Source organism: Acidianus manzaensis (assembly GCF_002116695.1).
Classification (GTDB): Archaea; Thermoproteota; Thermoprotei_A; order Sulfolobales; family Sulfolobaceae; genus Acidianus; species Acidianus manzaensis.
In genome coordinates this window covers 728,157-754,916 of record NZ_CP020477.1, presented here as the reverse complement: position 1 = coordinate 754,916, position 26,760 = coordinate 728,157, and the positions used below count along the sequence as shown (strand labels likewise).

Below are 26,760 nucleotides of genomic sequence, written 5' to 3'. Positions count from 1 at the left end.
TAGTTATGCTAGAAGAATTAACTAAGAAACTTATTTCATTTAAAACATATGACCAACAAAATTTACAAGATTGTGCTATTTTTATAAAAGAATTCCTCATAGAGAACGGATTTTCAGCAAACATAAAGGAATATGATAGTGGATATCCTGTAGTAATTTCTGAATCGAATAAAAAGGAAAGTAAAAAGATACTTCTTAATGGCCATTTTGATGTAGTACCACCGGGTGAAGGTTGGGATTTTGATCCATTCACGCCTAGAGAGGCTGAAGGTAAGATTTACGGAAGAGGTAGTACTGATATGAAAGGAGGTTTAGCAATGCTTATGCAATTATATATAGAGTTGGCAGATAAATTGGATTATTCTTTAATATTTACAGCAGTTTCGGATGAGGAAACCGGTGGATTTCACGGAAGTAAACATTTAGCGGAAGAGTATTCTCCATCATTAGTTATAATTGGTGAACCAACGGGATGGAGTAGAGTAAATATAGGAGAAAAAGGATTATTTCAAATTAAAATAATAGAAAAAGGGAAAACAGCCCATGGTAGTACACCATCTTTAGGAGAGAATGCTATAATTAAGTTAGTTGACGATTTAGCTTCTCTAGAGACTATTCAAGAGTATCCAATAAAAATACCTAAAGAAATAATCAATGCTATAAACGAAATGAGAAATATTAATCCTATTATTTATAATGATTTAAAAAGAATATCTTATAATCCTGGAAGAATTAATGGCGGAATAAAAGTTAATGTAGTTCCAGATTATGCAGAAGCTGAAGTAGATATAAGAATACCTCCTGGTATATCTATTGACGAAGTCAAACAGTTAATCTCTGAGCTTGTAGAAGGAGAAGTGCAAGTGATTAATTCTTCAGATGCAAATTATTCAATTTTACCTGATAGTATGCATTTTGAAAAACAAATAATTTTAGCTTATGCTACTGACGGAAGATATTTTAGATTGAAAGGAATTCCGACAATTGTTTATGGTCCAGGGGAGTTAAATATGCTTCATGCTAGGAACGAATTTGTAAGAATAGAGGATTTAAAAAAGAGTTATGAAATATTAAAAAATAATCTATTAAAATTGAAATTATAAAATTTGTTATTAAGCTTGTTTTCAAGAAATCATATTATTATTGCTCCAATTAATACGACTATCGAAGTTATCGTTAAATCTATTCCTAAGCTTTCATATAAAGGTAAAGGAATTAAGCTTACTAGAAGCGTTCCGAATCCACCTCCAATTAGTCTACCTATTAGTAAAGTAAAATTAGCTCCAGTAGCTCTTACTTGCATAGGATATAATTCACTTATCCAAACTCCGAAGAAAGCAAAGAACGCCGAGAACGCAAATACTAAGAATACTGGAATAAATGTGATTTTAATAAGAAAAAAGAAAATTAATGAAGAAATAATCGCAACTATAGAAAAATATTCTACGGTCCTTTTTCTTCCATAAATATCTGACATATATCCGGAAAATGAATAAGCAAATACGGAAACTAAGTCTGCTATAGCAATAATAATATCATAATTAGAGACATGTAAATCTTCTAATGTAGTAGGCATTAGACTAAATACAGGTATCAAGTAAAGGAAGGAAGCTAAGGATATTATTGAACCTATAATAGTAATTTTTAAAAGATTTTTAGAGAAAATATCAGATATTTTCATTTTTATATTTCCTTTAAATTTTTCTTCAGGTATCCATATCCAGAAAATAAATGAAATTAAAGAAATAAGTCCAGTAACAATAAACATATACCTCCAATTTATTGGAGCTATAAATGTAGCAGTTAAAGCTCCTAACAATGAACCTAAAGCGTAAAGACCTTGCATTATACCACCAGAGAATCCTCTTAAGTTAGTGAATCTTAGCTCTGCTACTATCGCATAACTTATTCCGTTTTCTCCATTAACTCCTACACCTACAAAAAACCATAAAACATATAATTCTATTAAATTATTTATAAATCCAGATATAATACCTAGAATAGAGAACAAAGCTATTGAAATTAGAAGAGCCTTTTTCCTTCCTATCTTATCTGCTAAAATTCCAAATGCGAATCCACCAAAAGCTCCTCCTATCCAACTAAGTGTTACAGCCAATACTACGAGAGAAAAGCTAACTGAAAAAGCTTTACTAATATTTTGTAAAATAAATGTTATTGAGTACATTACATATGCTGATAGTAAAAATGGAATGAATACGCTAAAAAGACCGAGTTTATTATTCATAAGAAAGTTTCTTATCGAACTTTTTTAACATTACTGGGGGTTAAGGGGGCGGAAGTCCCCATCAGAAGTTGGGGATGAATAGCCCCCTTATAGGGTAGTTCACGATTTACTTAAAGACTATTTTTGTAAAATATAATACTAACTAACATATATAATTTAAATCAGAAATTATTTATTTATAATAGAAACTAATATTTTGTTAAGCAAACAAATTAATAGAAAGTCTTATATAGATTTTTTAACTTAATATGTTTATAATGCTAAGTAGAGTTACAAAGTTACCTATAGACGATGAGAATTTCTTAAAACTTTGGTTTGAAAATAAAGATAACGTACTAAAATGCATGCCAAATATAAAAAATTCTAATGAAAATGAAATAGTGATTGATCAAGGATTTTTAAAAGAAAAATTAAAATTCAAAATTTATACTGTAAATAAAGACAAATATATTGAACATAAATTTGTAGGTAATTGTAGTTTAAGAATTATTCTTTTAGTTGACGAAGCGGACCTGAGAATAATTTACGAGGGAGATAATGAAAAAAACATGGAAAAGGTAATAAATGATTTGATAGATAACATTAAAACAAATATATTAAATACCTATAAATTAGAATTAGAACAAAAAATTAGTAATAGAAATAATAAAAATCTTGAATTATCAGAAAATCTAAGTAAAGTATCATTTATAACTAGATTAGCAACATACATGAAAATTCTCTTAGAGGAACAAAAGAATATTAACGATGTTACGGAATATGTAGAAGATCTAACGTTAAGGTTCTATAACTACCCTGTCCTATATATTAGGGGATCAGGTGAAGAAACTTTCAGATTATTACTCGTTAATAAAGAACTAAGAGGAGTATATATAAAACATTCAGATGACAAAGTCTCATTTAATGAAATAGAATTGGTAAAGCTCAAAGGCGAATTCAATATTAGAGTTTATGGTGGTACTTCAGTCTCATTTTTATATTAACTTATAAAAAGAAGCAAGATTACCAATAAAGTTTTTATATCTCTTTAGGGTTACCCTAATATATGAAAAGAGTACTTAGCTTGAAAGACTTGATAACTAAAGATTTGAAAGTAAAAATCATACCCTCAGGATTCTTCTTTATTAGAACAGAAAATAGAGTGATAATAGGAAAAGATTTAGAGGGATTAGAAATAGTCAAAATAGATAATAACGTTTTTGTTGTTAAATACATTAGTGAAGATAAATGTTTATATCAATTTTTGAGATATGATGAAAATGTTCCTTTAATAGTAGATAATGAAATTGCACCATCTATTCCAGAAGCTTCAAGAAAAATACAATTAATATTTAATTTATTAAATTCAGGAGATATAGAAAAAGCTAAGAAAATATTAATTTCACTAAAAGGCCTATTTTTTATAGAAGATTCGGAAGTTCTTTAAAAATAATTGCACTAGGTCTTGGTTTCAAATCTAAAGTGTAAAGTCCAAATTTCATTTCATAACCAAAATTCCATTCAAAATTATCAATTAAACTCCAATAAAGATAAGCCTCAACGTTTACCTTTGATTCTTTTATAGCTTGTAAGTGAGACAAAATGAAGTATGGTCTAATTCTATCTAAGGCGTCAGCAATACCATTTTCAGTTATTAAAATAGGTTTCTCAAATTTTTTTACTTCTCTTAGCACATTAGTTAAACCTTCAGGATACACTTCCCAACCATAATCAGAAACGGTATGCCCATCATTAGATTTTTCTCCTTGACAGAACATACCATAACCAGGTATAGGAACGCCATCCTTAACTACTATTCTAGTGTAATAATTTACTCCTATCCAATCAAAGTTTATGTTATTCAAAAATTCTAGATTTTGTTTTTTCACCTCTTCTGATCCTTGAATGTCTGGAAAATTGTAAATAATACCAACTTTTTCTCCTTTAAACTCACGATAAACTTCTTGATGAGCTCTTATTAAGTTAATCAAAGCCTTTTTATACGCTTGTCTGCTGGAAATTCCTGGAGGAAATATTCCAGATAAATAGGAGAAATTAATTAAAATATTAGGTTCATTAAAAGTGCACCACATGTCTACATATTCCGAAAAATTATCTCTTACAATTTTGGCAAAATTTACGAATTCTCTTATAGTATTTTCAGAATACCATCCTAAATTACCTTGAGTTAATAAAGAGTCTCTAGCTACTATAGGATCATGAATCCATAAGGGCAAATCAAAGTGATTTAAGCACATTATTACTTCAAATCCTTTATCTTTTAGATCCTTAAGCAAAGCCTTATACTCAGATATTGCTTCGTTAGATATGCTATCTTTATCTTTCATTATTCTGCCCCAACTGACGTTAAGCCTCCATACGGAAGAATTTAGATTTCTAGCTATATCATGTAAGATAGAATATTTAGATAGATAGAAATTTTTGTCAGGTAATTCTCCTAATACTTTTCTAGATAAAATATTGACATCATCAGTTAGCCAGGCATACCAATCAGAATTTTTATTTAATTCTTCATATTGAAAAGCTGAAATAGAAAAACCAGTCTTCATAAAATAACAGTTTAAATTGGATTAATAAGCTTTTTAAGAAGCCATAGTTGGAATTTTTAAAATAATTATTTCATTATATTTTAAGTACGTTTCAAATTATTTAGAATTTAACACTAATATTAGTTTTAAAATCCTAACATCAGTAAAAGGCCAAGTAAAGGCCTAATTTTTAGTTTTAACTGCTATTAGTTTGGATCAATTTCACTTTATGGCAAATTTTGAAGATATTTAATATTATGTGATAAAAATTACGTTAAAATCTTTAACATTATTAAATGTAAGCAAATCGACAAGTTATTAAATGCCTTTTTTATTCTTTCAAACTATATACTATTGAGAATATGTTTTCTTCTGATCCTTCAAATTCGTTCAGAAAAGAAAAGATGGACAAGGAAGAAATTATTAGAGCTATAAGAGGAGATCTGATGGCAGAGTTAGACGCAATAAATTACTATTTACAGCAAGGAAAATTATATGGAGATGATTTCGTTAAGAAGGTTCACGATGATATAGCAAAAGAAGAAATAACGCATTTTGGAGAGTTCTTGAGATTATTATACTATACTAGTAAGGAAGATTTTGAGTATATGATAAAAGGATGGAATGAAGCATCAAAACTATTAAATGAAAATACTGAATTTCCTATCCCATTAAATAGAAGTGATGAAAATGCAGTTATATCTGATAAGAAAGATAATACAGAAATTAGTATTGATAAAATTATTAATGAAGCTCTTTTAACAAGAAAAATAAGAAATATAGGAACACTTCTTGTATATCCAGATGAAAGTATTTCAGTTTACGATATTCAAGAATCAGAAGATGAAATAATTCAAAAACAAAGTTCTTCTTTATATAAGTTAGATCTTCTAAGTGTACAATTTAAGATTAGAAGTGATATTCCAATCAGCAGAGCAATTAATGTCATTTACAAAGCAGGACTAAAATATTCTCAACTAGAAGATTCGTATTTGCTTTTTAAACATCCTTTATCAATAATTGAAAGGGGAAGAAAAGAAAAATCATCGGATTATGAGATTCCAGGTAATATAGCTTTGGATATTATTAAAGCAAAAGATATTATTTCTAGTAGCGGATTTCCAGATAATGATATTTCAGTAGTACTATCTCCATCATTGTATTCCAAGTTATTTAGAGTCTACGATAAAACAGGAAGTTATGAGATAGAATTGCTTAAGGATTGTTGTAAAATAACAGTATGCCCTTACGTTTCAAACATTTTAGTAGTATCTAAAAAAGGATTCTATATATTAGAGAATACTAAACCTAGTGTAGAATTCTTAGGTAAAGAAGGTATATATTCTGATTACTTAATTTCAAGTAAAATAGCTCCATATCTAATAGATCCAAATGCTGCTGTAATACTGAAATGAGTAATAATCTTTCATTTTTTATTATTATTATTTTCTTTTTCCTTTTCTTCTAATTCTTTTATTGTCATTACTAACTCTGCATGAACAAAAACTTGAGGATAATTACCTGTAAATTCTCCTTTTTCTACATCAATATGCTCTCCAACTAAATGTAAACTTCCAGTTAACTTATCAATATTTTGAATTATTTCTCTAGCTTTTTCTATTTCACCTAACATTATATATACTCTAGCAAGCCATAATGTAGTTAAAAGGAATGGATGTTTTGCTTCTCCCATGAAATCGCTTTTGTATCTTTTTACAAAATATTTATCAATAACAAGTTCATTTTCTACCTTACTCAAAGTATTTAAAAATATTGGATCTTTAATCTCAACAAAATTGTAAATAGGTGCTGATAATATTGCTGAATCGATATCTTTACTTCCAGCATATCTAGTAAAATATCCTTCATATACGCAATTTCCGTAAATCCAAGACCTTAGTTTTTCTCTACTATCTTTCCATTTATCTTTAAATCCTAATTTTTCCGCTAATTTTCCTGCTTTCTCTAACGCTACCCACATCATTATTTTTGAGTGCGTATAGTGTTGTGGATCTCCTCTATCTTCCCATATTCCTGCATCTTTTAATTCCCAGTTTTCCGAAACCCAATCAGCTATATGTTCAACTTTATCGTACACATCTCTTAACATTACTAAATCATTAGTTTTTTCGATGTATTTGTATAAAGCTGACAAGAAGAAACCTTCTATATCAAGTTGTATTTGAGTAGATGCAGCGTTTCCTATCCTTACTGGTCTAGAATTTTTATATCCTGAAAGCCATTTTAATTCCCTTTCTGGTGGTGGTATTGTTCCTTCTATAGTATAAAGAGGATAATAGAAAGGTTTTGTAGAGAAATTCACTAATGAGAGTAAGAAATTGATTATTCTTCTAGCTTCAACTATATATCCAGCGTCTAGTAATGCTTCAGCGGTTAGAGAAGAATCTCTAACCCATGCGAAACGATAATCCCAATTTCTACTTCCTCCTTCGGCTTCTGGTAAGGAAGTAGTTGGAGCTGCTACTGATGCGCCAGATGGAGAATAAATTGAAGAAAGAAGAAGATAAACTGAAGACTTATATAAATCTGGAAAAATTTTAGTATTTTCGAAATCAAAAGACTTCCAGAAGCTTACAGTTTTTTCGAATGGCCTCTCGAAATCTACTTCTAATCCCTTTTCAATTTTACTTGCGACACCATGTTTTGAATCGGAAGCATAATTAACTACTAGATATCCTTCTCCGCTTGTAAAATTCCAAGAGAATGAGTTAACTCTTTTTACGTCTCCCTTATATTGATAGAGAAAGGCTATGCAATCTCTACCTTTAGAATTTATAAATCTATTAAGTTTCTCATCAATTATAGGCCTATATAATGCGTAATTAAATACTGGCTTTAAGAAAGCAGTAAATGGTATTTCACTTTCAATTTTTCTAATTATTACTGTCTCACCTAACGGAAGAACATCAGTAATTTTTATTTTTCCTTCCCTGGTTTGTACTTCAGTTGATAAGACTAAAGGATATTCATAATATTGATTTATTTTTACAATTTCACTTTCTGGAATGATTTTAAATTCTCCGCCATCTTCATCCAATAATTTATTGAAAATTGAATGAGAATCAAATTTAGGTACTGGAAACCATACTATTGATGTTCCATCAATTAGTGCAGAAGTTCTTTGATTAGAAATATAACCTAAAGGTTTCATATTTTAAAGAATGAGTTAGTAATTAAAAACTTAGACTTCCCTTCTAACAAAATCAAGATACTTTGAAGAAGGGCTAGCAATTAATGGAAATATTTTCTAATTCTATAGAATAAGAAATAAGAATAATGATAATGTATTTTAGATCTTTTCTTAATATTACGTTTTATTTTTTGTTGTAAAACATTTATATTTTAGATTATACTATTATCTATTTATTAGAAACTTTACAGAAAAAGAGGGTAAAATAATAAACAATGTACACTATCTTACCTTTAATACTTTTTATAGTACGTTAATTTATGTTTATATTAATGATAAAGTTCAAACGCTTTTCTGAGAATTCTTTTCTAGAATTTAATGACGAAAAATACAAAACGCTAGAAAATGATCTAGAGGAAATCCATAATTATTTCAAATACGTAAATTTAATTAATCAATTAGCTTATAGGGAAGGATTCACTTTTTATACAAAAAATTTTTATCGCAGTATAAAAGTAGATCCTGTACCAAGGTTAATAGATTCTTCTCTTTTTGAGAAAATATCTGAAGGATTAAAAAGTAGGGCAGAAGCAATAAATAAATTTCTCTATGAATATTATCATAGGGATAAGGTAATAGTTCCAGATATTTTGATAGAGTCTTCTCCATACTTTAGACCAGAAATGATTGACTTTGATCCTCCTAAAGGTATTTATGTGTACATTTTTGGTGAAGATATAGTTAACGTAAATGGAATTCCGTTTATTCTAGAAGATAACGTAAGAATTCCTTCAGGTATGAGCTATGCATTAAAATCTTCTGACTTAACTGAAAGAGTTTTAGGAGATTATTATCATATAAAAGGAAATGAAGGTGATGGATTAGAAAAATTAAAAAAGACATTAGAAAAAGCTTCAGATACGAAAGATCCTGTAATAGTAATTCTAACTGATGGAACACTTAATTCAGCATATTTCGAACATAAATATTTTTCAGATAAACTAAATTTAATACTTGCAGAACCTTCTGACTTAAAAATAAAAGAAAATGAGGTTCTAGTAGATACTATAGAGGGAGAAATTCACGTAGACGTAATATATAGGAGAATTGAAGATCTAGATATCCTAACCCCTGGTTTGATGAATACATACTTAAGGGGAAACGTAAATATCGTAAATGCTCCAGGCACTGGCATAGCAGATGATAAATTAACCTTTTGTTTCATGCCACAAATAATGAAAGAATTTGGAATAAATGAAGAAATAAGACAACCATTTTCATTTCCAATAGGTACAACGAAAGAAGATGTAGAGAAGAAAATTGAAAACATGGTTATAAAAAGAAGAGAAGGCTATGGAGGAGCAGGCACTTTTGTGTTACATGATATGCCAGAAGAAGAAAAGATTAAAGTAATAAATGAAGTAAGAAAAACTCCAGAAGAATTTATGGCTCAAGAACTTTTAGATTTTGATACTGTAATTTCAGCAATAGACGATTCGTTTTACCAGACTTATGCAGATTTAAGATTTTTCGTTTACATAGATGAGACTTCATCTACCATACTGAGCAGAGTAGCCCCTATAGGAAGCAGAGTTACAAATAATTCCTCTGGAGGTTTGGTGAAACCAGTATGGAAAATCTAAGATACAGAGTATTCTATGAGGCAAAATATGAATATGAAGATGTAGTGACCAGTAATGACAATACTCTTAGGATTACTCCATATAATGGAGAGAATCAAAAAGTAATTACTGAAAAAGTATATTCAGAACCTAAGGGTTATTCTTTTTCATTCAAAGATATTTTTGGAAATACTGTATACCGAATAAAAGTTATAGAACCTCATTATTCGTTAACTTTAGCAAGTGAAAGTGAAGTTGAAATAAATATCCAAGAAATGGAAAATTGCCAATTACCTTGTAAAATCTATGATCCAGTTTTCTTAAATTCTAGCAGGCTTATAGACGTAGATTATTTTAAAGAATCTGCAAAAGAAATAATAAAATCAGCTAAAAATTTAGATGAATTAGTTAGACAAATAGTTAGCTTTGTTAAGGATAGAGTTAAATATAAGGAAGGTTTAACCACGGTTAACACATCAGCTAAAGAAAGTTTTGAATTAGGTTATGGAGTATGCCAAGATTTAGCTCAGATCACGATAGGCCTTCTTAGAGCTTCTGGAATTCCAGCAAGATACGTAATGGGTGTAGTTAACGATAATCCCAAAACTACTCATGCATGGGTAGAGTTCAAAACTCACTCTGGTTGGATTCCAGTAGATCCTACTAGAAATAGATTTTACAAAATTGGATATATTAAATTTGCAATAGGAAGAGATTACTATGATACACCTCCTGTTACCGGATCTTTCGTTAGTTCCGGAAGAGGATGGTTAAAAAAATTGAATATTAAGGTGGAAAAAGAATGATAAGCAAAAGCACAAGTTACAAAATATTTTGGGCTGGAAGATATTTGGAAAGGATAGAAAACTTAAGTAGAACGTGCCTTTTACTATTAGATAAAGGACTTCCATTACAGGACTTTCAGAAATACTTAGGAATAAATGAGGATATAGTAAAATATATTCAAAGAAATTTTGAAATTATGAGAGAAGATATAAGATCTTTCGGAAATGAAAAAGTAATGAACGCAGTAGCATCATTAGAAGGTGCAGTATATTCATCAAAAGAATCTAGAGAATACTTTGCCTCAGTGCTTAGATTTACTCTACTTCTAGGCGAGATAATAGAAGATGAGATAAGTCCTAAAAATATTGTTAATATACCTAAAAAACAGGAAGAAATAAAGACACAATCCAATTCATAGTTCGTTTTATTGTATAATATTTAAAGCTTAAAATCTACTCATTGTATATATAACTATGCTAGACGATGTAGATTTAAAAATACTCAAAATTATACAAAACGATGCTAAATATCCATTAGAAAAAATATCACAGGAAGTTAAATTACCTAAATCTACAGTAGCTTATAGGATAAAGAAAATGGAAAAAGAAGGTGTAATAAAAGGTTATTATACTCACATTGATCCTTCAGCATTAAACTTAGATTACTTAGTAGTTACTATGATAAAAGCAAAATACGGACAAAATTATCATGAGACATTAGGTAAAAAATTAGCTCAATTACCTGGAGTTTGGGGAGTATATTTCATCTTAGGAGATATCGATTTTATAGTTATAGCTAGATTTAAAAATAGAGAAGAATTTCTTAATAATTTCTTAGAAAAACTAATTAATATGCCAGAAATTGAAAGAACCTCAACTAGCGTAATAGCAAAAACCATAAAAGAAACTCCATTCCAAATCCTTTAGCTTTTCTCTTCTTTTATTATCTCACAAGACAAAATAGAATTACTATACTCTTTAGAATGTTCAATAGCACTTCTTATAATATTCTTTACATGCGTATCACTAATAACATATACTGAAAATTTACCTTTCTTTTCTACTTTCACTATTCCACAATTTCTAAGACATGCTAAATGATGAGAAATTAAAGATTGAGATTTATCCAAAGACTTAGAAATTTCTTGAACAGTAAATCCTTCATCTTTACTTAGCAAGAGAAAAACAATTCTTAGCCTAGTTGCATCAGATAAAGCAGAAAATAACGATTCTAACTCAGTCATTAAAGGATTAATTTCCATAATTAAATATAATGAATAGTATACTTAAAGACTATAGCAATTTCATGTATAAGTTAAGAATTGGCATTAAAATACTGTGTTTCTGTAATATTTCAAATGAATATATGTTCATATATAGTTACATTTATTAAGGATTACTATAAACTAAAATTAGTGAGAAAATGAAATTAAATTTTAAATTAAACCAATCAAACACACCAGATAAATGCGAGCATTGTGGAGCTCCATTAGATGATGACGCTTATGTATTAGACGTAAATGGAGAGAAACATTACTTCTGCTGTTCTCACTGCGCTGATGCATGGAAAAATAGTGAAAATAAATGAAAAAGCTAGTAATAATAGGTTATGGCGCAGCAGGATTCGCATCATTAATTAAAGCGAACGAATTAGGAGTTAAACCAGTCCTAATAGGTTATGGACCGCTTGGTGGAACATGCGTAAATTTTGGATGTGTTCCATCAAAGAAAATTTTAAGCTTAGGAGAGATTTTTCATAAATCGGAAAAATATTGTAATTGTAAAATAGACTTTTTCGAGATATTTAAGGAAGAGAAGGAATTAGTATCAAAACTAAGAAAGAGCAAATACGAAGACGTAATTTCTTCTTATGATGTAGAACTCATACAAGGTAAAGCATATTTTATATCTCCTAGTGAAATAAAGGTAAATAATCAAATAATAGAAGCAGAAAAATTCATAATCGCTACTGGTTCTTCCCCTTACATTCCCGACATTAAAGGAATAAAAGAAACTGGATTTTGGACAAATGTAGAAGCGTTAAATCCTGATAGAAAAATAGATTCTTTAATAATTATAGGTGGAAGAGCTCAAGCTTTGGAATTTGCACAAATGTACAAAAGATTAGGTGTTGACGTAGCAGTACTTCAGAGGAGTAAAAGATTATTACCAGATTGGGAACCTGAAATATCTTTAGAAGCTAAAAAAATCTTAGAAGACGAAGGAATAATTGTTGCAACTAATCTACAAATAAAGGAAATTGAAAAATGCAATAAAGGAAAAAAAGTAATAACTGATGTAGGTGAAGTAACAGCTGATGAAATACTATTAGCTACTGGGAGAAAACCAAATGTTGATTTAAATCTAGATAAGGCTGGAGTTTCTCTAAATCAAAAAGGTGGAATATTAGTAAATGATGAATTAAGAACTACTAATCCGAACATTTTTGCTGCAGGAGATGTAATAGGAGATAAAATGTTAGAAGCCTTAGCAGGAAAAGAAGGTACAATAGCTACAGAAAATGCTTTGACGAATTCGCATAAGAAGATTGATAAACTTAGCGTTCCCCAAGTTATTTTTACTCAACCAAATTTAGCTTCTGTAGGATTGAAAGAAAAAGAAGTAGAAAATCCAGACGTTAGAACAGTATACATGGAAGATATAGCAAAAGCTAACATTCTTAATGAGACTAGAGGATTTATTAAGATGATAACTAAGAATAGGAAAATCCTAGGTGTCCATTTAGTAATGGAAAATGGAGCAGAAGTTATAAATGAAGCAGCATTAGCGATAAAGATGAGAGCCAGCGTTGATGATATAATAGATACTGTTCATATATTCCCCACAATGGCAGAAGCTTTAAGAATAGTAGCGCTTGCATTTAACATTGACGTTAAAAAGATGAGTTGTTGCGTTTAGGATAGCTATTCTTTTGCGACTTTGATAAAAATTCTGAGATTGTATTATCTAATTTTTTTATATCATAACATAATCCTTCACAATACGAAAATGATTTTGCAAAAAACCCATAATATTTTTCTTCTCCTTCCATAATACGTTCAAGTTTTTTCTTCAATGGTCTATAGTCTACTTTTTCGCTCCATTTGATCTCTCCTAAGAATATCTTTCCTTGCCCTTCAGCAATAATATCAACTTCTTCTCCTTTGTGAATATATCTAGAAATTATATCTGGTTTAAAAGGAAGATTTATTATTCCAGATTTAATTAATTCTCTAATAAGTTTTTCAAATTTAAATGAAAAATATTCTGTTAAATCAATGCGATTAATAACTTTATTTATTTCCCCTATTTCCAGGTAATCTAGATTAGTGTAAACGAACTTAAACCAGAAATCAAAGAAATTATCCTTTATTTCATACCATCCTCTTTTAGCTTGATAAGGAATCTCGTGAATTACTATTTCATTTTCTATTAATCTATCTAAGTAAGACGTTAAATTACTTCTATCTAAACCAGTATAATCTGATATTTTACTCACAGTATTATATCCTTGTGAAATTGCTTTCAAAATTGAAAGATAAACTCTCTGCTCTCTAAATTCTTCTCTCAATAGGAATAAAGGTTCATTATATAATACGCTTCCTTTACTAAATACGTTTTGTCTTAAATTTTCCTCTACTGTAAGCGAAGAATTGAATTGATTTAGATAATATGGTATTCCCCCTAAGATACTCCAGGTTTTGATAATCTCCTCTATTTTCCAGTTCGGATAAAAAAATTTTAAATATGGAAAGTTAATTTCAGTTAATTTCCAACTTGCCGTTCTTCTTCCGTATAAAGGAGACTTACTTCCTAAAATTTCATTTTCCATCATTCCTATACTAGACCCTAATAAGATAAGGAAAATATTACTCTTAGATAATTTCTCATCCCATGCTAATTGAAGTATAGAATTTATTCCTTTATCGATTTCTAATAAGTACTGATATTCGTCAAGAGCTAAAACTACTTTTTCATTTCCAATTTCATCCACAAAATATTCCAATAATTTATCTAGACTAACGTTAAGAGATTTGAAGTAATTTTTACCAGTTAATTCAGCCATTTTTTCTTGTAGTCTTTTTATATTATCATTAATTCCTTCTTTTGTGCATAGGTGATATATTCCCTTCTTGTTTTGCATAAAACTCTTTATTAACTCAGTTTTTCCAATTCTTCTCCTTCCATATAATATAATCAGTTGAGCTCTATTTTCTTTATATTTATTTTCTAGGAACTCTAACTCCCTTTGTCTGTCGACAAATAGTGGTACCACAAATATTATAATCTAGGTACCACTAAAAGTTTATCTTATGTACTCACTAGTTATCAGTGAACTACTTCTTAGAATCCTAAAATTCAATTAATAAAATATTACTAGTTTATCTAATAATTGAAAAACGAGTTAAAACGAAATAAATTGATCTTTAAGAGAAAACATTTTTGAGAGAATCCAGGATAGTAGTGATCTAATAGTAAAAATGTTTGGAATTTGAGCTAAAGTAAATATTTCATTAAATCGCTTATTGCTGTATATTCATTTGAATTTCCTTGGTAAAATATAACATATATTTCTTTCCCTTGATATCCAAATCCAATCTGAAAACTTTGATACTTTATTTCAAAGGAAGTAGAAGTGATATTTGTTAGATTTAACGAGGATAAACCATGATATGCCTCGTCAAAAACTGATTGAGGCTCATAAGCTGAAGTATAATTGAAGATTATCAATGTCAGAGTCTGATTGCTATATTGGAAAGTAGTAAAATTAATTGTGTCTAAATCAGTTTCAATTATTGCCATAATATTGCTTACATTCCTATTTATCAATTCCAAATTTGATAGACTGACTTTATCTACTGTTCCATTCAAAAAGTAAACAGTACCATTAGAAGCATTAACTTTTACGTAACCAGATAAGCTTTCATTTTCTGTCCATGAACCTCCAAAATACTTATCTACTGTTGAAGCATCAACAACTTTCTGGCTAGAAGTTACGCTAGTATTGTGCGTTATGTCTAAGTTAGGTAAATAATACAAAAGCACGGAAAATATTATTAGCACACCTATAATTCCAACAATAAGCTTAATTTTAGCATTTCTTGATTTTTCTACCATACACTTAAATTGTCTCCATAAAAAATAAAACTCTTCCAAAGTAAAAACAAAGCATGGAAGAAGCAATAAATTTAGCAAAAATGGGAAAACCATTAGCTGCTATGTTATTCATAAAATCTTATGTTGAGGATAAAGTTAAAGATAAAGATATTAATTCTATGGATAAAGTTTGTAGAGATTTAATATCAGCAATCTTAGCTACGCCATCCTTAAATGATGAGAGTTGGAGAATATTTGTACCTTCACCAAGTGTAGAAGAAATAGAGGCTGTAGTTAAAAAATTAAATGATTGCATCTAAAGTATTGGTTTCTTAGGAGAATGCTTTCCGTATTTTCCTTTAAATCTTTCTTCTTCCCAAACATTACCTCTTTCATTATATCCTCTCTCTTCCCAATATCCATCAGTGTAATCAGACAGAAACTCTATTTCAGTTAACCATTTAGCACTCTTCCATCCATATAAGTGTGGCATAAATGGCCTAGCTGGAAATCCTTGTTCTTTAGTTAAAGGTTTACCTTGCATTCTTAATGCAATGATAGAATCTTCAGAGAGTGCATCTTCAATAGGTACTACTGAAGTATATCCATCTAACGAATAGAACATTACCCATTTTGCTTCACTCTTCACTTTTGCCATATCCGCTAATTTCTTTATTTTTACTCCTTCCCAATAAACGTCTTTTACACTCCAACCTGTTACACAGTGAAAATCTCTAGTATAAGACGTATCTATCATTTCCAACAATTGATTATAGTTAAATTCTAAATTTTTTTCTACTAATCCAGAAATTTTTAGCCTATATGAATTTATATCAACTTCAGGAACACCTAATTCTGCATAATAGATAAACTTTTTTATGTATTTCTGATGAGGTGGCACTTGTTTTTCTTCCATAGGATAAGATTATTGTCTACATATTTAAACATGCTTTAATGTTATTTTTATAAAAAAATATTTAGCAAAACACTGCATAGTATTATTCTTTCAACTTATATATATTTACAGATTTTTAATTATTTAATCAAATTTTTCTAAAAAGAAAGGGAACTTTTTAAGACTATATTAAAATCATAAACCTATGATACAGACTGAATCTTTGACTAAGGTATACAAGGATAAGACTATTGCATTAGATCATTTAACAGTTACCTTAGATGCTAAAGTTTCCTGTATTTTAGGTAGAAATGGAGCAGGAAAAACTACTTTAACCAGAATTTTATCTACTCAACTTTTACCTACAAGTGGGAAAGCTTACATAAATGGATTAGATGTAGTTTCTGAAGCAAAAAAAGTTAGAAAAATAATTTCAAGCATACCTCAAGAAGCCTCACCAATGGGAATAGCTAGTCCTTTAGAGCACTTAGTAATGTATCTAACTGCAAGAGGATTCTCTATTTCTGAATCTATGCAAAGAGCAAAGAATGCTCTAAAAGAAGTAGGATTATATAAAGTAATGGATAAACCTACTGATGAACTTTCAGGAGGAATGAAAAGGAAAGTTTTCGTTGCCATGGCTATAAGTTCTGATGCAGATATAGTATTCTTAGATGAACCTACAACCGGATTGGATCCTATATCAAGGCTAGAAGTTTGGTCTACAATAAAAACAATGAGTTCAAAAATAGTTTTGACTACACATTACATGGAAGAGGCAGAAGAATTATGCGATAAAATAGCAATAATTGATAAGGGAAAATTAGTTGCTTATGGAAGCCCTGCAGAATTGCTTGAACCTTTAAAAGGAAAAGTAAGAGTAGAAGGTTTAGGAGACATAAGAGTAGGAAATATGAAATTATCTTACGTGGATACTAATAAAGCAAAAGAATTGATTGACAAAGGAGTAGTAATAAAACCAATAAGTTTGGAAGACGTTATGATTCTAAAAGGGTTATACTATGAAGACTAAATTTATATTAGCTTTCACATGGTTTTATGGATATTCAAATATTAAAAGAGCTCCAGTATATATTATAGCTTACTTATCTTTGCCATTATCTTTACTTTTCTTTATTTACGTAATATCTAAAGGAGAACTAATAAATTACGGTATTTTAGGAGGACTAATTTCAGTAATAGTATCCAATTCTATCTCATTAATAGGAGATTTTACTTTTATGAGATTACAATTAAGATTACAAGATTTGCTAGTTGCGACTGAAATTGGACCAATAGATTATATAATAGGATTAACATTAGGCAATTTCATATACAGTTTGCCTGGGTTAATACTTTATATCATTTTAGGATTAATCTTTAAAATATTCAACATTATCCAGTTGATCATTATTTTAGTAATACTAGCTGTATTACTATTTTCTACTACTGCACTATCAATTACTTTAGCTAGCCTAATAAGGCATACTAGACATTCATGGGGCATTTCAACTTTTATGTCATTATTATTTACAATTCTACCTCCACTGTATTATCCTTTCAGCGTTTTGCCTAAATGGGCATTAGATATACTATATATTTCTCCAGCTACTTCAGCATCAGTTTTTATTCAAGGATTTCTAAATCTTCAAAATTTGAACTTATATTCTATCGCAATTTTTATCATAGAAAGTGCAATTTTACTTAGTCTTCCTCTATACGTTATGAAGTGGAGAGAGAATTAAGTATTAGAAAGCAACTGTGTGGCTATCATCTCACTAGGATTAATAATTTCTATTTCTTTTATCTTCTTTAGCGTTTGAATCCTTTTTTCAGTATCTTTATCGTGAACTATTGCAATTATTTTTGTGTCTTTAGCGATTTCAGAAAGTATAACTAAAGTGTATATCATGTCGCTAATGTTCTTCATATCTACTACTATTAATTTAGCTCTTTCTGGATGGAATTTATGCAATTCTTCTTCTGATATTACATTTATTGCATAAACTCTAATTCCTTCTTCTTTGAATTTTTCTGACTCTACTTTATCTGAAACTAGTAAGACATATTTTTCTTTTTTATCTTTTAGTAAAGTCACTAAATTTACGTTTACTGGACCTGAACCTATTAATAAAATATGAGATCTTGTGAATTCCTCTTCTATTTTTTCTAGCTTTTCGCTTAATGACTGAATATTATTCGTTGCCAAATCGCTGGAAATACTGCTTAATGCTGTTAAGAAAGCTCCCATTCCCATTATAATTAGAGCCACAATAAAAATCTTAGCAATTGGAGTTATAGGAACTATATCACCATAACCTACTGTAGATAAAGTAATAATCGTAAAATAAATTGCATTTATTAAATTCATAGGTTGATTAAAATTATGTCCTGAATTTCCTAGAATATAATTACCTATAACTCCTACTAAAACTACTGCAAAAAGAATAAGCAATGATGCAATAGATCTGCTTGATAGTATCATAAAAATTCTTTTCTATTTCAGAGTAATAAACTTGATAAGAAACGCAAACCAGCATTAAGAAATAGTTTTTCTGCTGTATTTTCAATATTTTTTTAAAATCTAAAAGCCATTTTTACTCAATGATAATTGCCAATAACGTGGAGAAAAGATATGGAAATAAGCAAGCATTGAAAGGAGTTTCGTTAACTGCAGAAAAAGGTAAAATAACTGCAATTTTAGGCCCTAATGGAGCTGGAAAAACTACATTAATAAGAATAATAATGGGTTTGATTTTTCCAGATAAAGGAGATATAAAAATTTTAGGAAAAGATCCATTTAAAGACAAGAAAATATTTAAAAAAATTGGATATATTCAAGAATTACCAAATTTACCTCCATTTTTATCTGGAAGAGAACTTTTAAATTTTTCAGCTAGTATAAAAGGAGTATCAAAAGAAGAGATTTCTAACTTACTAGAATTAGTAGGCATGACTGAGAACGCGGACAAGAAAATAGCTAAATATAGCAAAGGAATGATGCAGAGAATAGCTATAGCAGAAGCATTGTTAGGGAATCCTGAAGTTATAGTTATGGATGAACCAAATATGGGTACTGATCCAGTATTAGTAAGCAATTTCAGAATGATGATAAAAAAACTAGCTAAAGAAGGAGTTACAGTCCTAATGACATCACATGAGATGGAGGATGTAAAGAAAATGGCTGACAAAGTTTATTTCATATTCAAAGGTAATCTATATTTCGAAGGAACTGTAGAAGATTTATTAAAAAGATTCTTAGGAATAAGAGTTATAATAGAAACTAATGATATGGAAAATCTAATTACAGAAATAAAAAAAAATAGATTTTGTCAAAGATTTTATTAAAGAAGGTGATAATAAAATAATTCTATCTTTAACTGAAGATAGAAGAGAAGAACTATTAAGAAAATTAATATTAGCAAACATTAATGTTAGATCATTTTACTTAGATAATGAATTAGAAGAAGCTTACATAAACATAGTAAAAGAGGCAAATAATACATGATAGAAAAAATAATTCTATACGAAATAAGAAGAGCTATAGCTAGAAAAAAGGTAATAACATTAGTTGCAATAACTTTTCTTTTTGAAATAGGAATTTATTTAGCTCTAGCAGAATTTAGAACTCCAAGAGTTGAAGCATTATTAAAACCAATTGAAGACTTAATTTGGCTCGCAGGAGTACTTTTACCTCAAAGTTTACTAATCCATTTTATATCAATTTCTATTTCTTCTGGAGCTATGTCAGAAGAATACGAACAAGGTACAGTAGACTTCTTCATGACTAAACCTATAACTAGATTACAGTTTTTGATAGGAAAATTCATAGGAGGTTACTTACTAGTAGCCTCAATCTATGGTTTAATGGTAGCTTTAGCTTTAATATTTTCAGAAGGATTTTTTGGATATCAAGCAGAATTAAATTACTTATGGATAATAATATCTTCCATATTATTTTCGACTTTGACATTCTTTTCTATAGGTTTTATGTTCGGAGAAATGTTAAGGAGAAGTAGCTTAGCTTTTCTAGTATCTAGCACAATACTCATTGGTTCAGTGATAATTGGAGCAGTGCTCCTATTTGTAGCAAAATTGACTGGATTATTCTTCTTGATAGGCATAGCAATCTCATTACCTTCTTGGGGTGCTACAGAATTACCTTTCCTATTAGCTCAATCAATTCCTCATGCATCTCTAATAGTTCAAGCACTAGAAATCTTCCCAGCAGTACCTGGAACAACAATAGCTGCAATTGCTTATATTTTAGGTTATTCAGGAATTTCAGTAGCTATAGGATTTCTAAGCTATTTGCATAGAGATATACCCAAAAAAGTTAGCTAACAAACTAGAAAAACTCTTATAAATTAGATATATCTAAATTGTCGTATGAATTCCAAGTTTGCAAAATTTGTATCTAAAAAATGGTACTTGATAATAATAGTCTGGATAATAATTTTAGCAGTTTCTGCACCTTTATCTTCACTCTTTTTTAACTCAGTAAGCTATCAAATTACTATTACTACTCCAGGTAGTACAGCAGCTAAGGCAGAAAATATAGTTTCAAATTACTTTCATTTAAGGAATACAGGCGAAGCAGGGGCAATACTAATTCTAAAAGGAAATGTAACACCTTATTCCCTATATTTATCAAATTTAACTAAATATGGAAATATTACAATAACTAGCTTCTTTACATTAGAAAAGGGAATCTTAAATAGTACATTATACTCATTAGTTAATTCTACGAATAAATTAAATGAAAGTATTACAAACATTAGCATTGACGAGAATAAACTAAATCTTAATCTAAGCAAACAATATACAAACTTAACAGAAAGCATAACTAAACTTCAAGAGTTAAGTAACGGAACTAAGGAAGTTCAATCTAAATTCATAAACGTAAGTAATCAGATAAACGATACAGCAAAACAGTTAGAAGACTTACATTACTCTATGCAACAAAATCTCACTGCATTTGAAAAAATCTCATCAGGAGAAAGAATTGTAAATTCCTCAGCAAGAAACGAATCATTATTCCTTTTCGGTTATCCTTCGGAATTTTTAGAAATATTCACTAAGTACTATGAAGAGACGCATAACTTCACTTACTCTAGCGAAGAAGCTTACGAACTAGTAAATTCCAGCATCACAGAAAATAGTATAAAAGAATATTTTAATCTATTTTATGATAATTGGCTAAATCAAAATATAACTAATTATATTCAAAGAGCAGAAAATGCAGTAATCTATTCAGCAAACGAATTAATTAAAGAAAATATACTCAACTCAACCTTCACTGAGCCTCTTCTGCATTACATAAATATAACTAATTTTGAAAACGAAACTCCTTATGAAGAATTTACTGTATATTTCATGAATGAAACCTATCATGTACCTTTACAGTTATCTCAAGAATTATATAACATACCAGCTGAGAATGTCCTTTTGCAATTATACTCTAACAAGACTGGATTACCTCAAAGCTTCCTTCAAGAAGTTTTGAATACTACTTCAGATTTCACTAAATTATCATATCAATTAATATCGGAAAAAGTTAAAAATAATGCTACAGAATTCAATTTCATTACGCAAGTATATAATAACTTAACTGAATCACCATATATTTTTGCCGTAAATTATATTAGTAAAACGTATAACGTAAACGAGAGCATAGTAGAAGAAGTAAGTAACTTTACCTCATATTCTCAATTTGTAAACTATATTTCATCCCAAGCTTCTGAAAAGTCTCATTTACCACAATGGGTATTCTCAGAATTAATCTACAAGGATAATGTCTCCAACATCACAGCATATATTATATCGACTAAGATAGGTCAACTAGATCCTTTACTTAATGCTTCCCATATTACTCCTAAAGATTTCGCTTTACAATTAGAAAATATTTCTAAATACGGAATATATAACTTATCAGCTTCTTTAATAGTAAATTACGCTAAATTCCCAGCAACACTATCAGTCAATAGAACACAACTGATAAATGCAATAGACCTAACTTACAATTCCAGCATAGATACGTTAGTTACAAATTTAATATCTAAAAACGAATTTCCTGTCCAACCAATATCTAATATAACAGACCAGCTATACACGCATAACCTATACTTAATAGTCATGACTGGTAACTTCACCTATAATGAAGCCAAAGAATTTCAATCATATATTTCATCAAAAATTAACTTAACAAACTACTTAACTGGAAGCAAACCAGTAAGTCACCAGCTTGAAGGAATAGCTAGCAAAGCATTCTCAGTTGCAATACCAGTTGGAATAATTCTTGCAATACTCTTAACTGGTATTTACTTTAGGTCTTTCGTTGCAGCTTTAGTCCCATTAGGGATCTATGCTTCAGCATTCCTAGCAGCATCAGCATTAATATATGGAGTTGTAATAAAGCTCCTAGGAATAACAGTAGATTTCTTAACACCAAGCCAAGTACTTCTATTAGCTTTAGGTTTAGGTACAGACTATGTAGTTTTCATTTCAAGTAGATATATTGAAGAAAGAAAAGCAGGAAAGAGTAAAGATGAAGCAGTAAACGAAGCTATAGTATGGGGAGGAAAAGCAGTTACTTTAACTGCATTAGTTGTAATGCTATCATTCCTATTCCTCTACATCTACAATGTGCCCTTAGTTTCCGATACATCTATTTCAGAAATGTTAGCAGTGATAGTAGTATGGCTATCAGCAACAACTCTATTTACTTCAATCTTAAGGAAAGCTGGAGATAAACTATTCTTCCCAGCAAAATTTAACGTAAATAAGAATGACAAAACAAAACCAATTAGAAAACCTGGACTTAAAGTAGTAGTATTAACTAGTATAGTAATAATATTCGCATTTATAGCAGTTACTACTCCATTAAGTATGAATATTCTAGGATTATTACCTGCATCTCAAGCTACTTCAGCTGTAAATTTATTGGATCAGCAGTTTACCAGTAATAATATATTTCCAATATGCCTTGTAGTCAATGAAACTAACGGAGGAAATTTCACTTATCAAGATTACCAATACGCAGTAAATATATATCATAATCTAACTTCATTACCTGGAGTTACTTCTGTTGAATCACCAGTATCGCCTTATGGAGGACTAATTTCGTACAATAACCTTTCAGAATATAATTATACTGAATACGTTTCTCATGGATATATGCTATTCTTAGTTAATCAAAAATATCAACCATTCTCTCCACAGTCCTTTAATATAGTTCAAAAAATTGAAAATATGAAAATTGGATATGTAGGTGGAGGTCCAGTAGACGCTTATAATATCCTTCACTTCGTAGAATCTGATTTCTTCGAAATAGTTTTACTAATAGGCATAACAATGTATATTATTTTAGTAATATTAACTAGATCTTTCTCAATTGCAGGAGTTATTATATTTACAATATTCTCTGCTGTAGCATTAACTTTAGGATTAGAAAAATTAATATTCACTTCTATAGGATTTTCAATATTTGCTATAGTCCCATTATTCCTTGTTGCTATAATAATCGGAATAGGAATGGATTACAACATATTCCTGATTTCAAGAATTCATGAAGAGTTAGAAAAAGGAAACGATATGGAAATCGCAGTAGGTAAAACAGTTAAAAGTATAGGAAAGACAATAATATTCCTTGGATTAATATTTGCCGGAACTATGGGTTCATTAATGTTAGTAAATGCCGCAATATTACAAGAAATAGGATTTGCATTATCCGTTGCAGCAATTTTAGAGACTTCACTTCTTTGGTATTATTTAGCTCCATCACTGCTTGTATTACTATTCAAAAAATTCAAAACAAGACCAAAAATGATAATATAAAAATTGTCATTTTTATATAAATAATTTTTCTATTTTCTACCAAGTTTATATAAGGCATGCTTAAAATATATTATACAAAACTTTATTTTTCTCTAAATGCTACTATATATAATGAGAATAACAATTCTCAGCGCTAAGGGTGGTATAGGTAAGTCTACAATCTCATTATTACTAGGTAAATTCTTCGCATGTAATGGAAAAAATACATTAATAATTGATAGAGACCCTTTAGGTTGGATATCAAGAATTGCTGGAATTACAGATAATGGATTATTAAGCAAAATAGTAAATAGAGATGATAATGTTACCAGTTCATTAACTGAATTACATCTTAAAGGAAAATTAGGTGTATTAAAATTATATGGAGATGGCCCAAGATTTTACGTAGATTATGAAAACATTAAGAAAAAAGATGAATTAAAAAACAAATTAGAGATGGAATATAAAAAAATAATAACAAAAAACTACAATTATTTTATAGTTGATAATCCTTCAATGGTAGGCTATATGGATGAAGAAGTATTCCTAGAGTTATATATGTTTAGAAAAATACTTCCACAAGAAAAAATTTTTAGAATATATATCACTGATTCAAGCGATGCATCAATCCAAACTACTAAAAAATATATAGAGAGTATAGAAAAAGATGCAAATAATATAGGAACATACATTGCTGTTATCATTAATCTAGTTCCGCCCTTTCCCGAAGATATTGAAAAGGCTAAGCAAAAGGCTTCACAGTTTGAAAAATTTAAGATAGTTTTGCCTTTCAAAGAAGATTTATTCATGATTAATAAAGAAATATCTGAAATAAATATTCCAGAAGAAATTAAGAGCCTTGGAGAATATATATCAAGTCTAAATAAATAATTTTTCTTAAATTTTTATATGGAATCTGATCTTAAATAAGCTATTAACATGCTATACTTAAATCTAAAATATTATAAAATCAAGTTTAGCTTTTTAGCATTTATTTTCTAAATCTTCACGATAATTTCTATTATATAACTTATATAATTTTATTTCTGTTAAAAAGTAAACTGGATAATACATTATTATACTTGTAAAGTTTATACTAAAACTAAAACTTAATAATGTATTTAACATCTTTATATGAAAAAAAGATTATAAGAGCTATATATAATCTATATATTATGAGCTTCGAAAACAATGACAATAAAATTTACTGCCAAAAGATAACTATTGGATTTGAAATATGCTACAGTTATTCCATTAATTTTAAAAATCAAAACGAAAATATGTCATAAATTATTTAAGTGAATATTTAATATATAAACTTTGTAAATTGAATTTTCATTTTCCATAAAAATCTAGATTATTAATTATTGAGTATACTCCGATTAAGTTTATATTATATAACATTTTAAGTAATATTATGGACAAGAAATTATTAAATATTAATTACATATTTTATACCGCTTTAGGAATTATAATAGTGATTTATACTTATTTTACTGTAAAAACTTTTGCCCCAGTACAAGGATATATTGGAGATGAAGTATGGTATCCTACAGCTGCTTACAATTATCTTAAACTTATTTTCCATATAACACCTCCAATGTATTTTCCATATTCTAATGAAGCTGGAATACAAACATACCTTAACCTATCACATCCACCATTAGCTAAATATATCATGGACATATTTATATTATTTTTAGGTTATTCACCAATAGCGTGGAGATTAGGTAGCTGGATCATAGGAGATCTTTTAGTAATTGCAGGATTCTTTTACGCCAGATATATAGTAGGAAACGATATAATTGGAAATTTAGCTGGTTTGATGACTGCAATAATTTTAGTTTCTGATCCAAACTTATGGCTATTGCACGGAATAGCAATGCTTGATATCTATGTAGCATTCTTTAGTTTTATGTCGCTTTTCTTCTTGATAAGAAAAAGAATATTATTAGCATCAATATTTTTAGGATTAGCATTCGCCTCTAAAGAACCATCATTCGTATTAGTAATTCCTTTTCTGTACTATTTAGGAGAATTAGAAAAGAAACCATTAAAAAGAGTAATTTATGGATTAGGAATTCCAGCATCAATATACTTACTTGCCTCCGTACCATTGATGGTTTATTATGGTGGAATAATTAACTGGTTTATATTAAAATACCAACACATGGTAGCATGGGATATAACAAATGGACATATAGCATTGACCGCAGTTTCACAAATCTCAACTCCTTGGGGATGGTTCTTAAATATTCATCCATTTTACATGGGATATAACTTCTATGCTAACGTAAATCCAGTAATTATGTTCTTATGGCTAGGCCTAACGCCTATAGCATTCATTATGAAAAACCTAAAAATGATAATGACTACAATGTTTGCTTGGACAGAATGGCTAGGATTCACACTAGTTTACTTCTTAGGTAATCATACATTATTCAGCTTTTATGTAACAGACTTTGCTCCTTTCTTAGATTCATACGTAGTAATATCACTTTTTATGATAGCAAGATATACACTCCTTAAAAATAAGAATATTAACATAGAAAGTAAGAATATTCCTGACATTAAAATCGTCAAGGAAAATAACGAAACCGAACAAAAAGAAAAAAATTAAAA

Annotated in this window: 25 protein-coding genes and 1 pseudogene; 18 read left to right on the top strand and 8 right to left on the bottom strand. The window is 29.1% G+C overall.

Going from position 1 to position 26,760, the window contains the following annotated elements; translation table 11 throughout:
• The first annotated feature begins 5 nt into the window (after positions 1 to 5).
• Positions 6 to 1,103, top strand: coding sequence for an ArgE/DapE family deacylase (locus B6F84_RS03595; RefSeq protein WP_148690967.1), 1,098 nt, complete (start codon positions 6 to 8; stop codon positions 1,101 to 1,103).
• A 29-nt stretch (positions 1,104 to 1,132) separates the two neighbouring features.
• Here B6F84_RS03595 and B6F84_RS03590 read toward each other — a convergent pair whose 3' ends face one another.
• On the bottom strand, positions 1,133 to 2,245 hold the full coding sequence (locus B6F84_RS03590; protein WP_148690966.1) for an MFS transporter: 1,113 nt from the start codon (positions 2,243 to 2,245) through the stop codon (positions 1,133 to 1,135).
• A gap of 257 nt (positions 2,246 to 2,502) precedes the next feature.
• Here B6F84_RS03590 and B6F84_RS03585 point away from each other — a divergent pair, with 257 nt between their 5' ends.
• A complete protein-coding gene (locus B6F84_RS03585; protein WP_148690965.1) occupies positions 2,503 to 3,228 on the top strand; it encodes a hypothetical protein in 726 nt (241 codons plus the stop codon).
• Between the two features lie 62 nt (positions 3,229 to 3,290).
• Positions 3,291 to 3,671, top strand: a complete 381-nt coding sequence (locus B6F84_RS03580) for a hypothetical protein (protein WP_148690964.1) — start codon at positions 3,291 to 3,293, stop codon at positions 3,669 to 3,671.
• Here B6F84_RS03580 and B6F84_RS03575 read toward each other — a convergent pair.
• Positions 3,646 to 4,794, bottom strand: a complete 1,149-nt coding sequence (locus tag B6F84_RS03575; protein WP_148690963.1) for a family 1 glycosylhydrolase — start codon at positions 4,792 to 4,794, stop codon at positions 3,646 to 3,648. The two genes, B6F84_RS03580 and B6F84_RS03575, sit on opposite strands and share 26 nt — an antisense overlap.
• A gap of 341 nt (positions 4,795 to 5,135) precedes the next feature.
• On the opposite strand from B6F84_RS03575, the gene B6F84_RS03570 reads away from it, so the two are divergent.
• Positions 5,136 to 6,188: an encapsulin gene (locus tag B6F84_RS03570; RefSeq protein ID WP_148690962.1), complete on the top strand. Its 1,053-nt coding sequence runs from the start codon at positions 5,136 to 5,138 to the stop codon at positions 6,186 to 6,188.
• An 11-nt stretch (positions 6,189 to 6,199) separates the two neighbouring features.
• Here B6F84_RS03570 and treH1 read toward each other — a convergent pair whose 3' ends face one another.
• The gene (treH1, locus tag B6F84_RS03565) at positions 6,200 to 7,945 is read right to left on the bottom strand and encodes an alpha,alpha-trehalase TreH1 (RefSeq protein ID WP_148690961.1); all 1,746 of its coding nucleotides are present in this window, start codon (positions 7,943 to 7,945) and stop codon (positions 6,200 to 6,202) included.
• Between the two features lie 311 nt (positions 7,946 to 8,256).
• Between treH1 and B6F84_RS03560 the strand changes: the two genes are divergently transcribed.
• From B6F84_RS03560 to B6F84_RS03545, 4 genes are read left to right on the top strand one after another with little or no spacing between them, the layout of a single operon-like run.
• A complete protein-coding gene (locus tag B6F84_RS03560; RefSeq protein WP_148690960.1) occupies positions 8,257 to 9,567 on the top strand; it encodes a circularly permuted type 2 ATP-grasp protein in 1,311 nt (436 codons plus the stop codon).
• Complete coding sequence (locus B6F84_RS03555) at positions 9,555 to 10,352, top strand: transglutaminase family protein (RefSeq protein ID WP_148690959.1); 798 nt, start codon at positions 9,555 to 9,557, stop codon at positions 10,350 to 10,352. Before B6F84_RS03560 ends, B6F84_RS03555 begins: the two co-directional genes overlap by 13 nt.
• The gene (locus B6F84_RS03550) at positions 10,349 to 10,750 is read left to right on the top strand and encodes an alpha-E domain-containing protein (protein ID WP_148690958.1); all 402 of its coding nucleotides are present in this window, start codon (positions 10,349 to 10,351) and stop codon (positions 10,748 to 10,750) included. The genes B6F84_RS03555 and B6F84_RS03550 overlap by 4 nt, the downstream gene beginning before the upstream one ends.
• 55 nt (positions 10,751 to 10,805) lie before the next feature.
• Entirely contained in the window at positions 10,806 to 11,258 is a 453-nt protein-coding gene (locus tag B6F84_RS03545) for an Lrp/AsnC family transcriptional regulator (protein ID WP_148690957.1), read from the top strand.
• On the opposite strand, the gene B6F84_RS03540 is transcribed toward B6F84_RS03545, so the two are convergent.
• Entirely contained in the window at positions 11,255 to 11,587 is a 333-nt protein-coding gene (locus B6F84_RS03540) for an ArsR/SmtB family transcription factor (RefSeq protein ID WP_148692822.1), read from the bottom strand. The genes B6F84_RS03545 and B6F84_RS03540 overlap by 4 nt on opposite strands.
• Positions 11,588 to 11,754: 167 nt before the next feature.
• Here B6F84_RS03540 and B6F84_RS03535 point away from each other — a divergent pair, with 167 nt between their 5' ends.
• Both B6F84_RS03535 and merA read left to right on the top strand, forming a co-directional pair.
• Entirely contained in the window at positions 11,755 to 11,919 is a 165-nt protein-coding gene (locus B6F84_RS03535) for a ferritin family protein (protein ID WP_148690956.1), read from the top strand.
• Positions 11,916 to 13,250: a mercury(II) reductase gene (gene merA / locus B6F84_RS03530; protein ID WP_148690955.1), complete on the top strand. Its 1,335-nt coding sequence runs from the start codon at positions 11,916 to 11,918 to the stop codon at positions 13,248 to 13,250. Before B6F84_RS03535 ends, merA begins: the two co-directional genes overlap by 4 nt.
• Here the strand turns inward: merA and B6F84_RS03525 are convergent.
• Positions 13,225 to 14,607, bottom strand: coding sequence for an ATP-binding protein (locus B6F84_RS03525; protein WP_148690954.1), 1,383 nt, complete (start codon positions 14,605 to 14,607; stop codon positions 13,225 to 13,227). The genes merA and B6F84_RS03525 overlap by 26 nt on opposite strands.
• A 221-nt stretch (positions 14,608 to 14,828) precedes the next feature.
• Positions 14,829 to 15,449, bottom strand: a complete 621-nt coding sequence (locus B6F84_RS03520) for a hypothetical protein (protein ID WP_148690953.1) — start codon at positions 15,447 to 15,449, stop codon at positions 14,829 to 14,831.
• A 53-nt stretch (positions 15,450 to 15,502) separates the two neighbouring features.
• On the opposite strand from B6F84_RS03520, the gene B6F84_RS03515 reads away from it, so the two are divergent.
• A complete protein-coding gene (locus B6F84_RS03515; protein ID WP_148690952.1) occupies positions 15,503 to 15,748 on the top strand; it encodes a hypothetical protein in 246 nt (81 codons plus the stop codon).
• Here B6F84_RS03515 and B6F84_RS03510 read toward each other — a convergent pair.
• Positions 15,745 to 16,344 carry a sulfite oxidase-like oxidoreductase gene (locus tag B6F84_RS03510; protein WP_148690951.1) on the bottom strand — a complete coding sequence of 200 codons (600 nt, stop codon included), beginning with the start codon at positions 16,342 to 16,344 and terminating at the stop codon, positions 15,745 to 15,747. The two genes, B6F84_RS03515 and B6F84_RS03510, sit on opposite strands and share 4 nt — an antisense overlap.
• 184 nt (positions 16,345 to 16,528) lie before the next feature.
• Between B6F84_RS03510 and B6F84_RS03505 the strand changes: the two genes are divergently transcribed.
• Both B6F84_RS03505 and B6F84_RS03500 read left to right on the top strand, forming a co-directional pair.
• Complete coding sequence (locus tag B6F84_RS03505) at positions 16,529 to 17,356, top strand: ABC transporter ATP-binding protein (RefSeq protein WP_148690950.1); 828 nt, start codon at positions 16,529 to 16,531, stop codon at positions 17,354 to 17,356.
• A complete protein-coding gene (locus B6F84_RS03500; RefSeq protein ID WP_148690949.1) occupies positions 17,346 to 18,068 on the top strand; it encodes an ABC transporter permease in 723 nt (240 codons plus the stop codon). The genes B6F84_RS03505 and B6F84_RS03500 overlap by 11 nt, the downstream gene beginning before the upstream one ends.
• Here B6F84_RS03500 and B6F84_RS03495 read toward each other — a convergent pair.
• Entirely contained in the window at positions 18,065 to 18,808 is a 744-nt protein-coding gene (locus B6F84_RS03495; RefSeq protein WP_148690948.1) for an ion channel, read from the bottom strand. The two genes, B6F84_RS03500 and B6F84_RS03495, sit on opposite strands and share 4 nt — an antisense overlap.
• A 119-nt stretch (positions 18,809 to 18,927) precedes the next feature.
• On the opposite strand from B6F84_RS03495, the pseudogene B6F84_RS03490 reads away from it, so the two are divergent.
• The 5 genes and pseudogenes from B6F84_RS03490 (at position 18,928) to B6F84_RS03470 (ending at position 26,758) form a co-directional block, all read left to right on the top strand.
• Positions 18,928 to 19,831 (top strand): annotated as a pseudogene (locus B6F84_RS03490) (ABC transporter ATP-binding protein).
• Complete coding sequence (locus B6F84_RS03485) at positions 19,831 to 20,667, top strand: ABC transporter permease (protein ID WP_420807171.1); 837 nt, start codon at positions 19,831 to 19,833, stop codon at positions 20,665 to 20,667. Before B6F84_RS03490 ends, B6F84_RS03485 begins: the two are co-directional and overlap by 1 nt.
• 45 nt (positions 20,668 to 20,712) lie before the next feature.
• Positions 20,713 to 24,159, top strand: coding sequence for an MMPL family transporter (locus B6F84_RS03480; RefSeq protein ID WP_148690946.1), 3,447 nt, complete (start codon positions 20,713 to 20,715; stop codon positions 24,157 to 24,159).
• Between the two features lie 111 nt (positions 24,160 to 24,270).
• Positions 24,271 to 25,029, top strand: a complete 759-nt coding sequence (locus tag B6F84_RS03475; RefSeq protein ID WP_187152743.1) for a ParA family protein — start codon at positions 24,271 to 24,273, stop codon at positions 25,027 to 25,029.
• Between the two features lie 526 nt (positions 25,030 to 25,555).
• Positions 25,556 to 26,758, top strand: a complete 1,203-nt coding sequence (locus tag B6F84_RS03470; RefSeq protein WP_148690944.1) for a glycosyltransferase family 39 protein — start codon at positions 25,556 to 25,558, stop codon at positions 26,756 to 26,758.
• The last annotated feature ends 2 nt before the right edge of the window (positions 26,759 to 26,760 follow it).

What these genes read in the sequence shown, in the direction of transcription:
- B6F84_RS03595 (WP_148690967.1), top strand. Translation starts at nt 6, where the DNA reads ATGCTAGAAGAATTAACTAAGAAACTTATTTCATTTAAAACATATGAC.
- B6F84_RS03590 (WP_148690966.1), bottom strand. Translation starts at nt 2,245, where the DNA reads ATGAATAATAAACTCGGTCTTTTTAGCGTATTCATTCCATTTTTACTA.
- B6F84_RS03585 (WP_148690965.1), top strand. Translation starts at nt 2,503, where the DNA reads ATGCTAAGTAGAGTTACAAAGTTACCTATAGACGATGAGAATTTCTTA.
- B6F84_RS03580 (WP_148690964.1), top strand. Translation starts at nt 3,291, where the DNA reads ATGAAAAGAGTACTTAGCTTGAAAGACTTGATAACTAAAGATTTGAAA.
- B6F84_RS03575 (WP_148690963.1), bottom strand. Translation starts at nt 4,794, where the DNA reads ATGAAGACTGGTTTTTCTATTTCAGCTTTTCAATATGAAGAATTAAAT.
- B6F84_RS03570 (WP_148690962.1), top strand. Translation starts at nt 5,136, where the DNA reads ATGTTTTCTTCTGATCCTTCAAATTCGTTCAGAAAAGAAAAGATGGAC.
- treH1 (WP_148690961.1), bottom strand. Translation starts at nt 7,945, where the DNA reads ATGAAACCTTTAGGTTATATTTCTAATCAAAGAACTTCTGCACTAATT.
- B6F84_RS03560 (WP_148690960.1), top strand. Translation starts at nt 8,257, where the DNA reads ATGATAAAGTTCAAACGCTTTTCTGAGAATTCTTTTCTAGAATTTAAT.
- B6F84_RS03555 (WP_148690959.1), top strand. Translation starts at nt 9,555, where the DNA reads ATGGAAAATCTAAGATACAGAGTATTCTATGAGGCAAAATATGAATAT.
- B6F84_RS03550 (WP_148690958.1), top strand. Translation starts at nt 10,349, where the DNA reads ATGATAAGCAAAAGCACAAGTTACAAAATATTTTGGGCTGGAAGATAT.
- B6F84_RS03545 (WP_148690957.1), top strand. Translation starts at nt 10,806, where the DNA reads ATGCTAGACGATGTAGATTTAAAAATACTCAAAATTATACAAAACGAT.
- B6F84_RS03535 (WP_148690956.1), top strand. Translation starts at nt 11,755, where the DNA reads ATGAAATTAAATTTTAAATTAAACCAATCAAACACACCAGATAAATGC.
- merA (WP_148690955.1), top strand. Translation starts at nt 11,916, where the DNA reads ATGAAAAAGCTAGTAATAATAGGTTATGGCGCAGCAGGATTCGCATCA.
- B6F84_RS03520 (WP_148690953.1), bottom strand. Translation starts at nt 15,449, where the DNA reads ATGGTAGAAAAATCAAGAAATGCTAAAATTAAGCTTATTGTTGGAATT.
- B6F84_RS03515 (WP_148690952.1), top strand. Translation starts at nt 15,503, where the DNA reads ATGGAAGAAGCAATAAATTTAGCAAAAATGGGAAAACCATTAGCTGCT.
- B6F84_RS03510 (WP_148690951.1), bottom strand. Translation starts at nt 16,344, where the DNA reads ATGGAAGAAAAACAAGTGCCACCTCATCAGAAATACATAAAAAAGTTT.
- B6F84_RS03505 (WP_148690950.1), top strand. Translation starts at nt 16,529, where the DNA reads ATGATACAGACTGAATCTTTGACTAAGGTATACAAGGATAAGACTATT.
- B6F84_RS03500 (WP_148690949.1), top strand. Translation starts at nt 17,346, where the DNA reads ATGAAGACTAAATTTATATTAGCTTTCACATGGTTTTATGGATATTCA.
- B6F84_RS03495 (WP_148690948.1), bottom strand. Translation starts at nt 18,808, where the DNA reads ATGATACTATCAAGCAGATCTATTGCATCATTGCTTATTCTTTTTGCA.
- B6F84_RS03480 (WP_148690946.1), top strand. Translation starts at nt 20,713, where the DNA reads ATGAATTCCAAGTTTGCAAAATTTGTATCTAAAAAATGGTACTTGATA.
- B6F84_RS03475 (WP_187152743.1), top strand. Translation starts at nt 24,271, where the DNA reads ATGAGAATAACAATTCTCAGCGCTAAGGGTGGTATAGGTAAGTCTACA.
- B6F84_RS03470 (WP_148690944.1), top strand. Translation starts at nt 25,556, where the DNA reads ATGGACAAGAAATTATTAAATATTAATTACATATTTTATACCGCTTTA.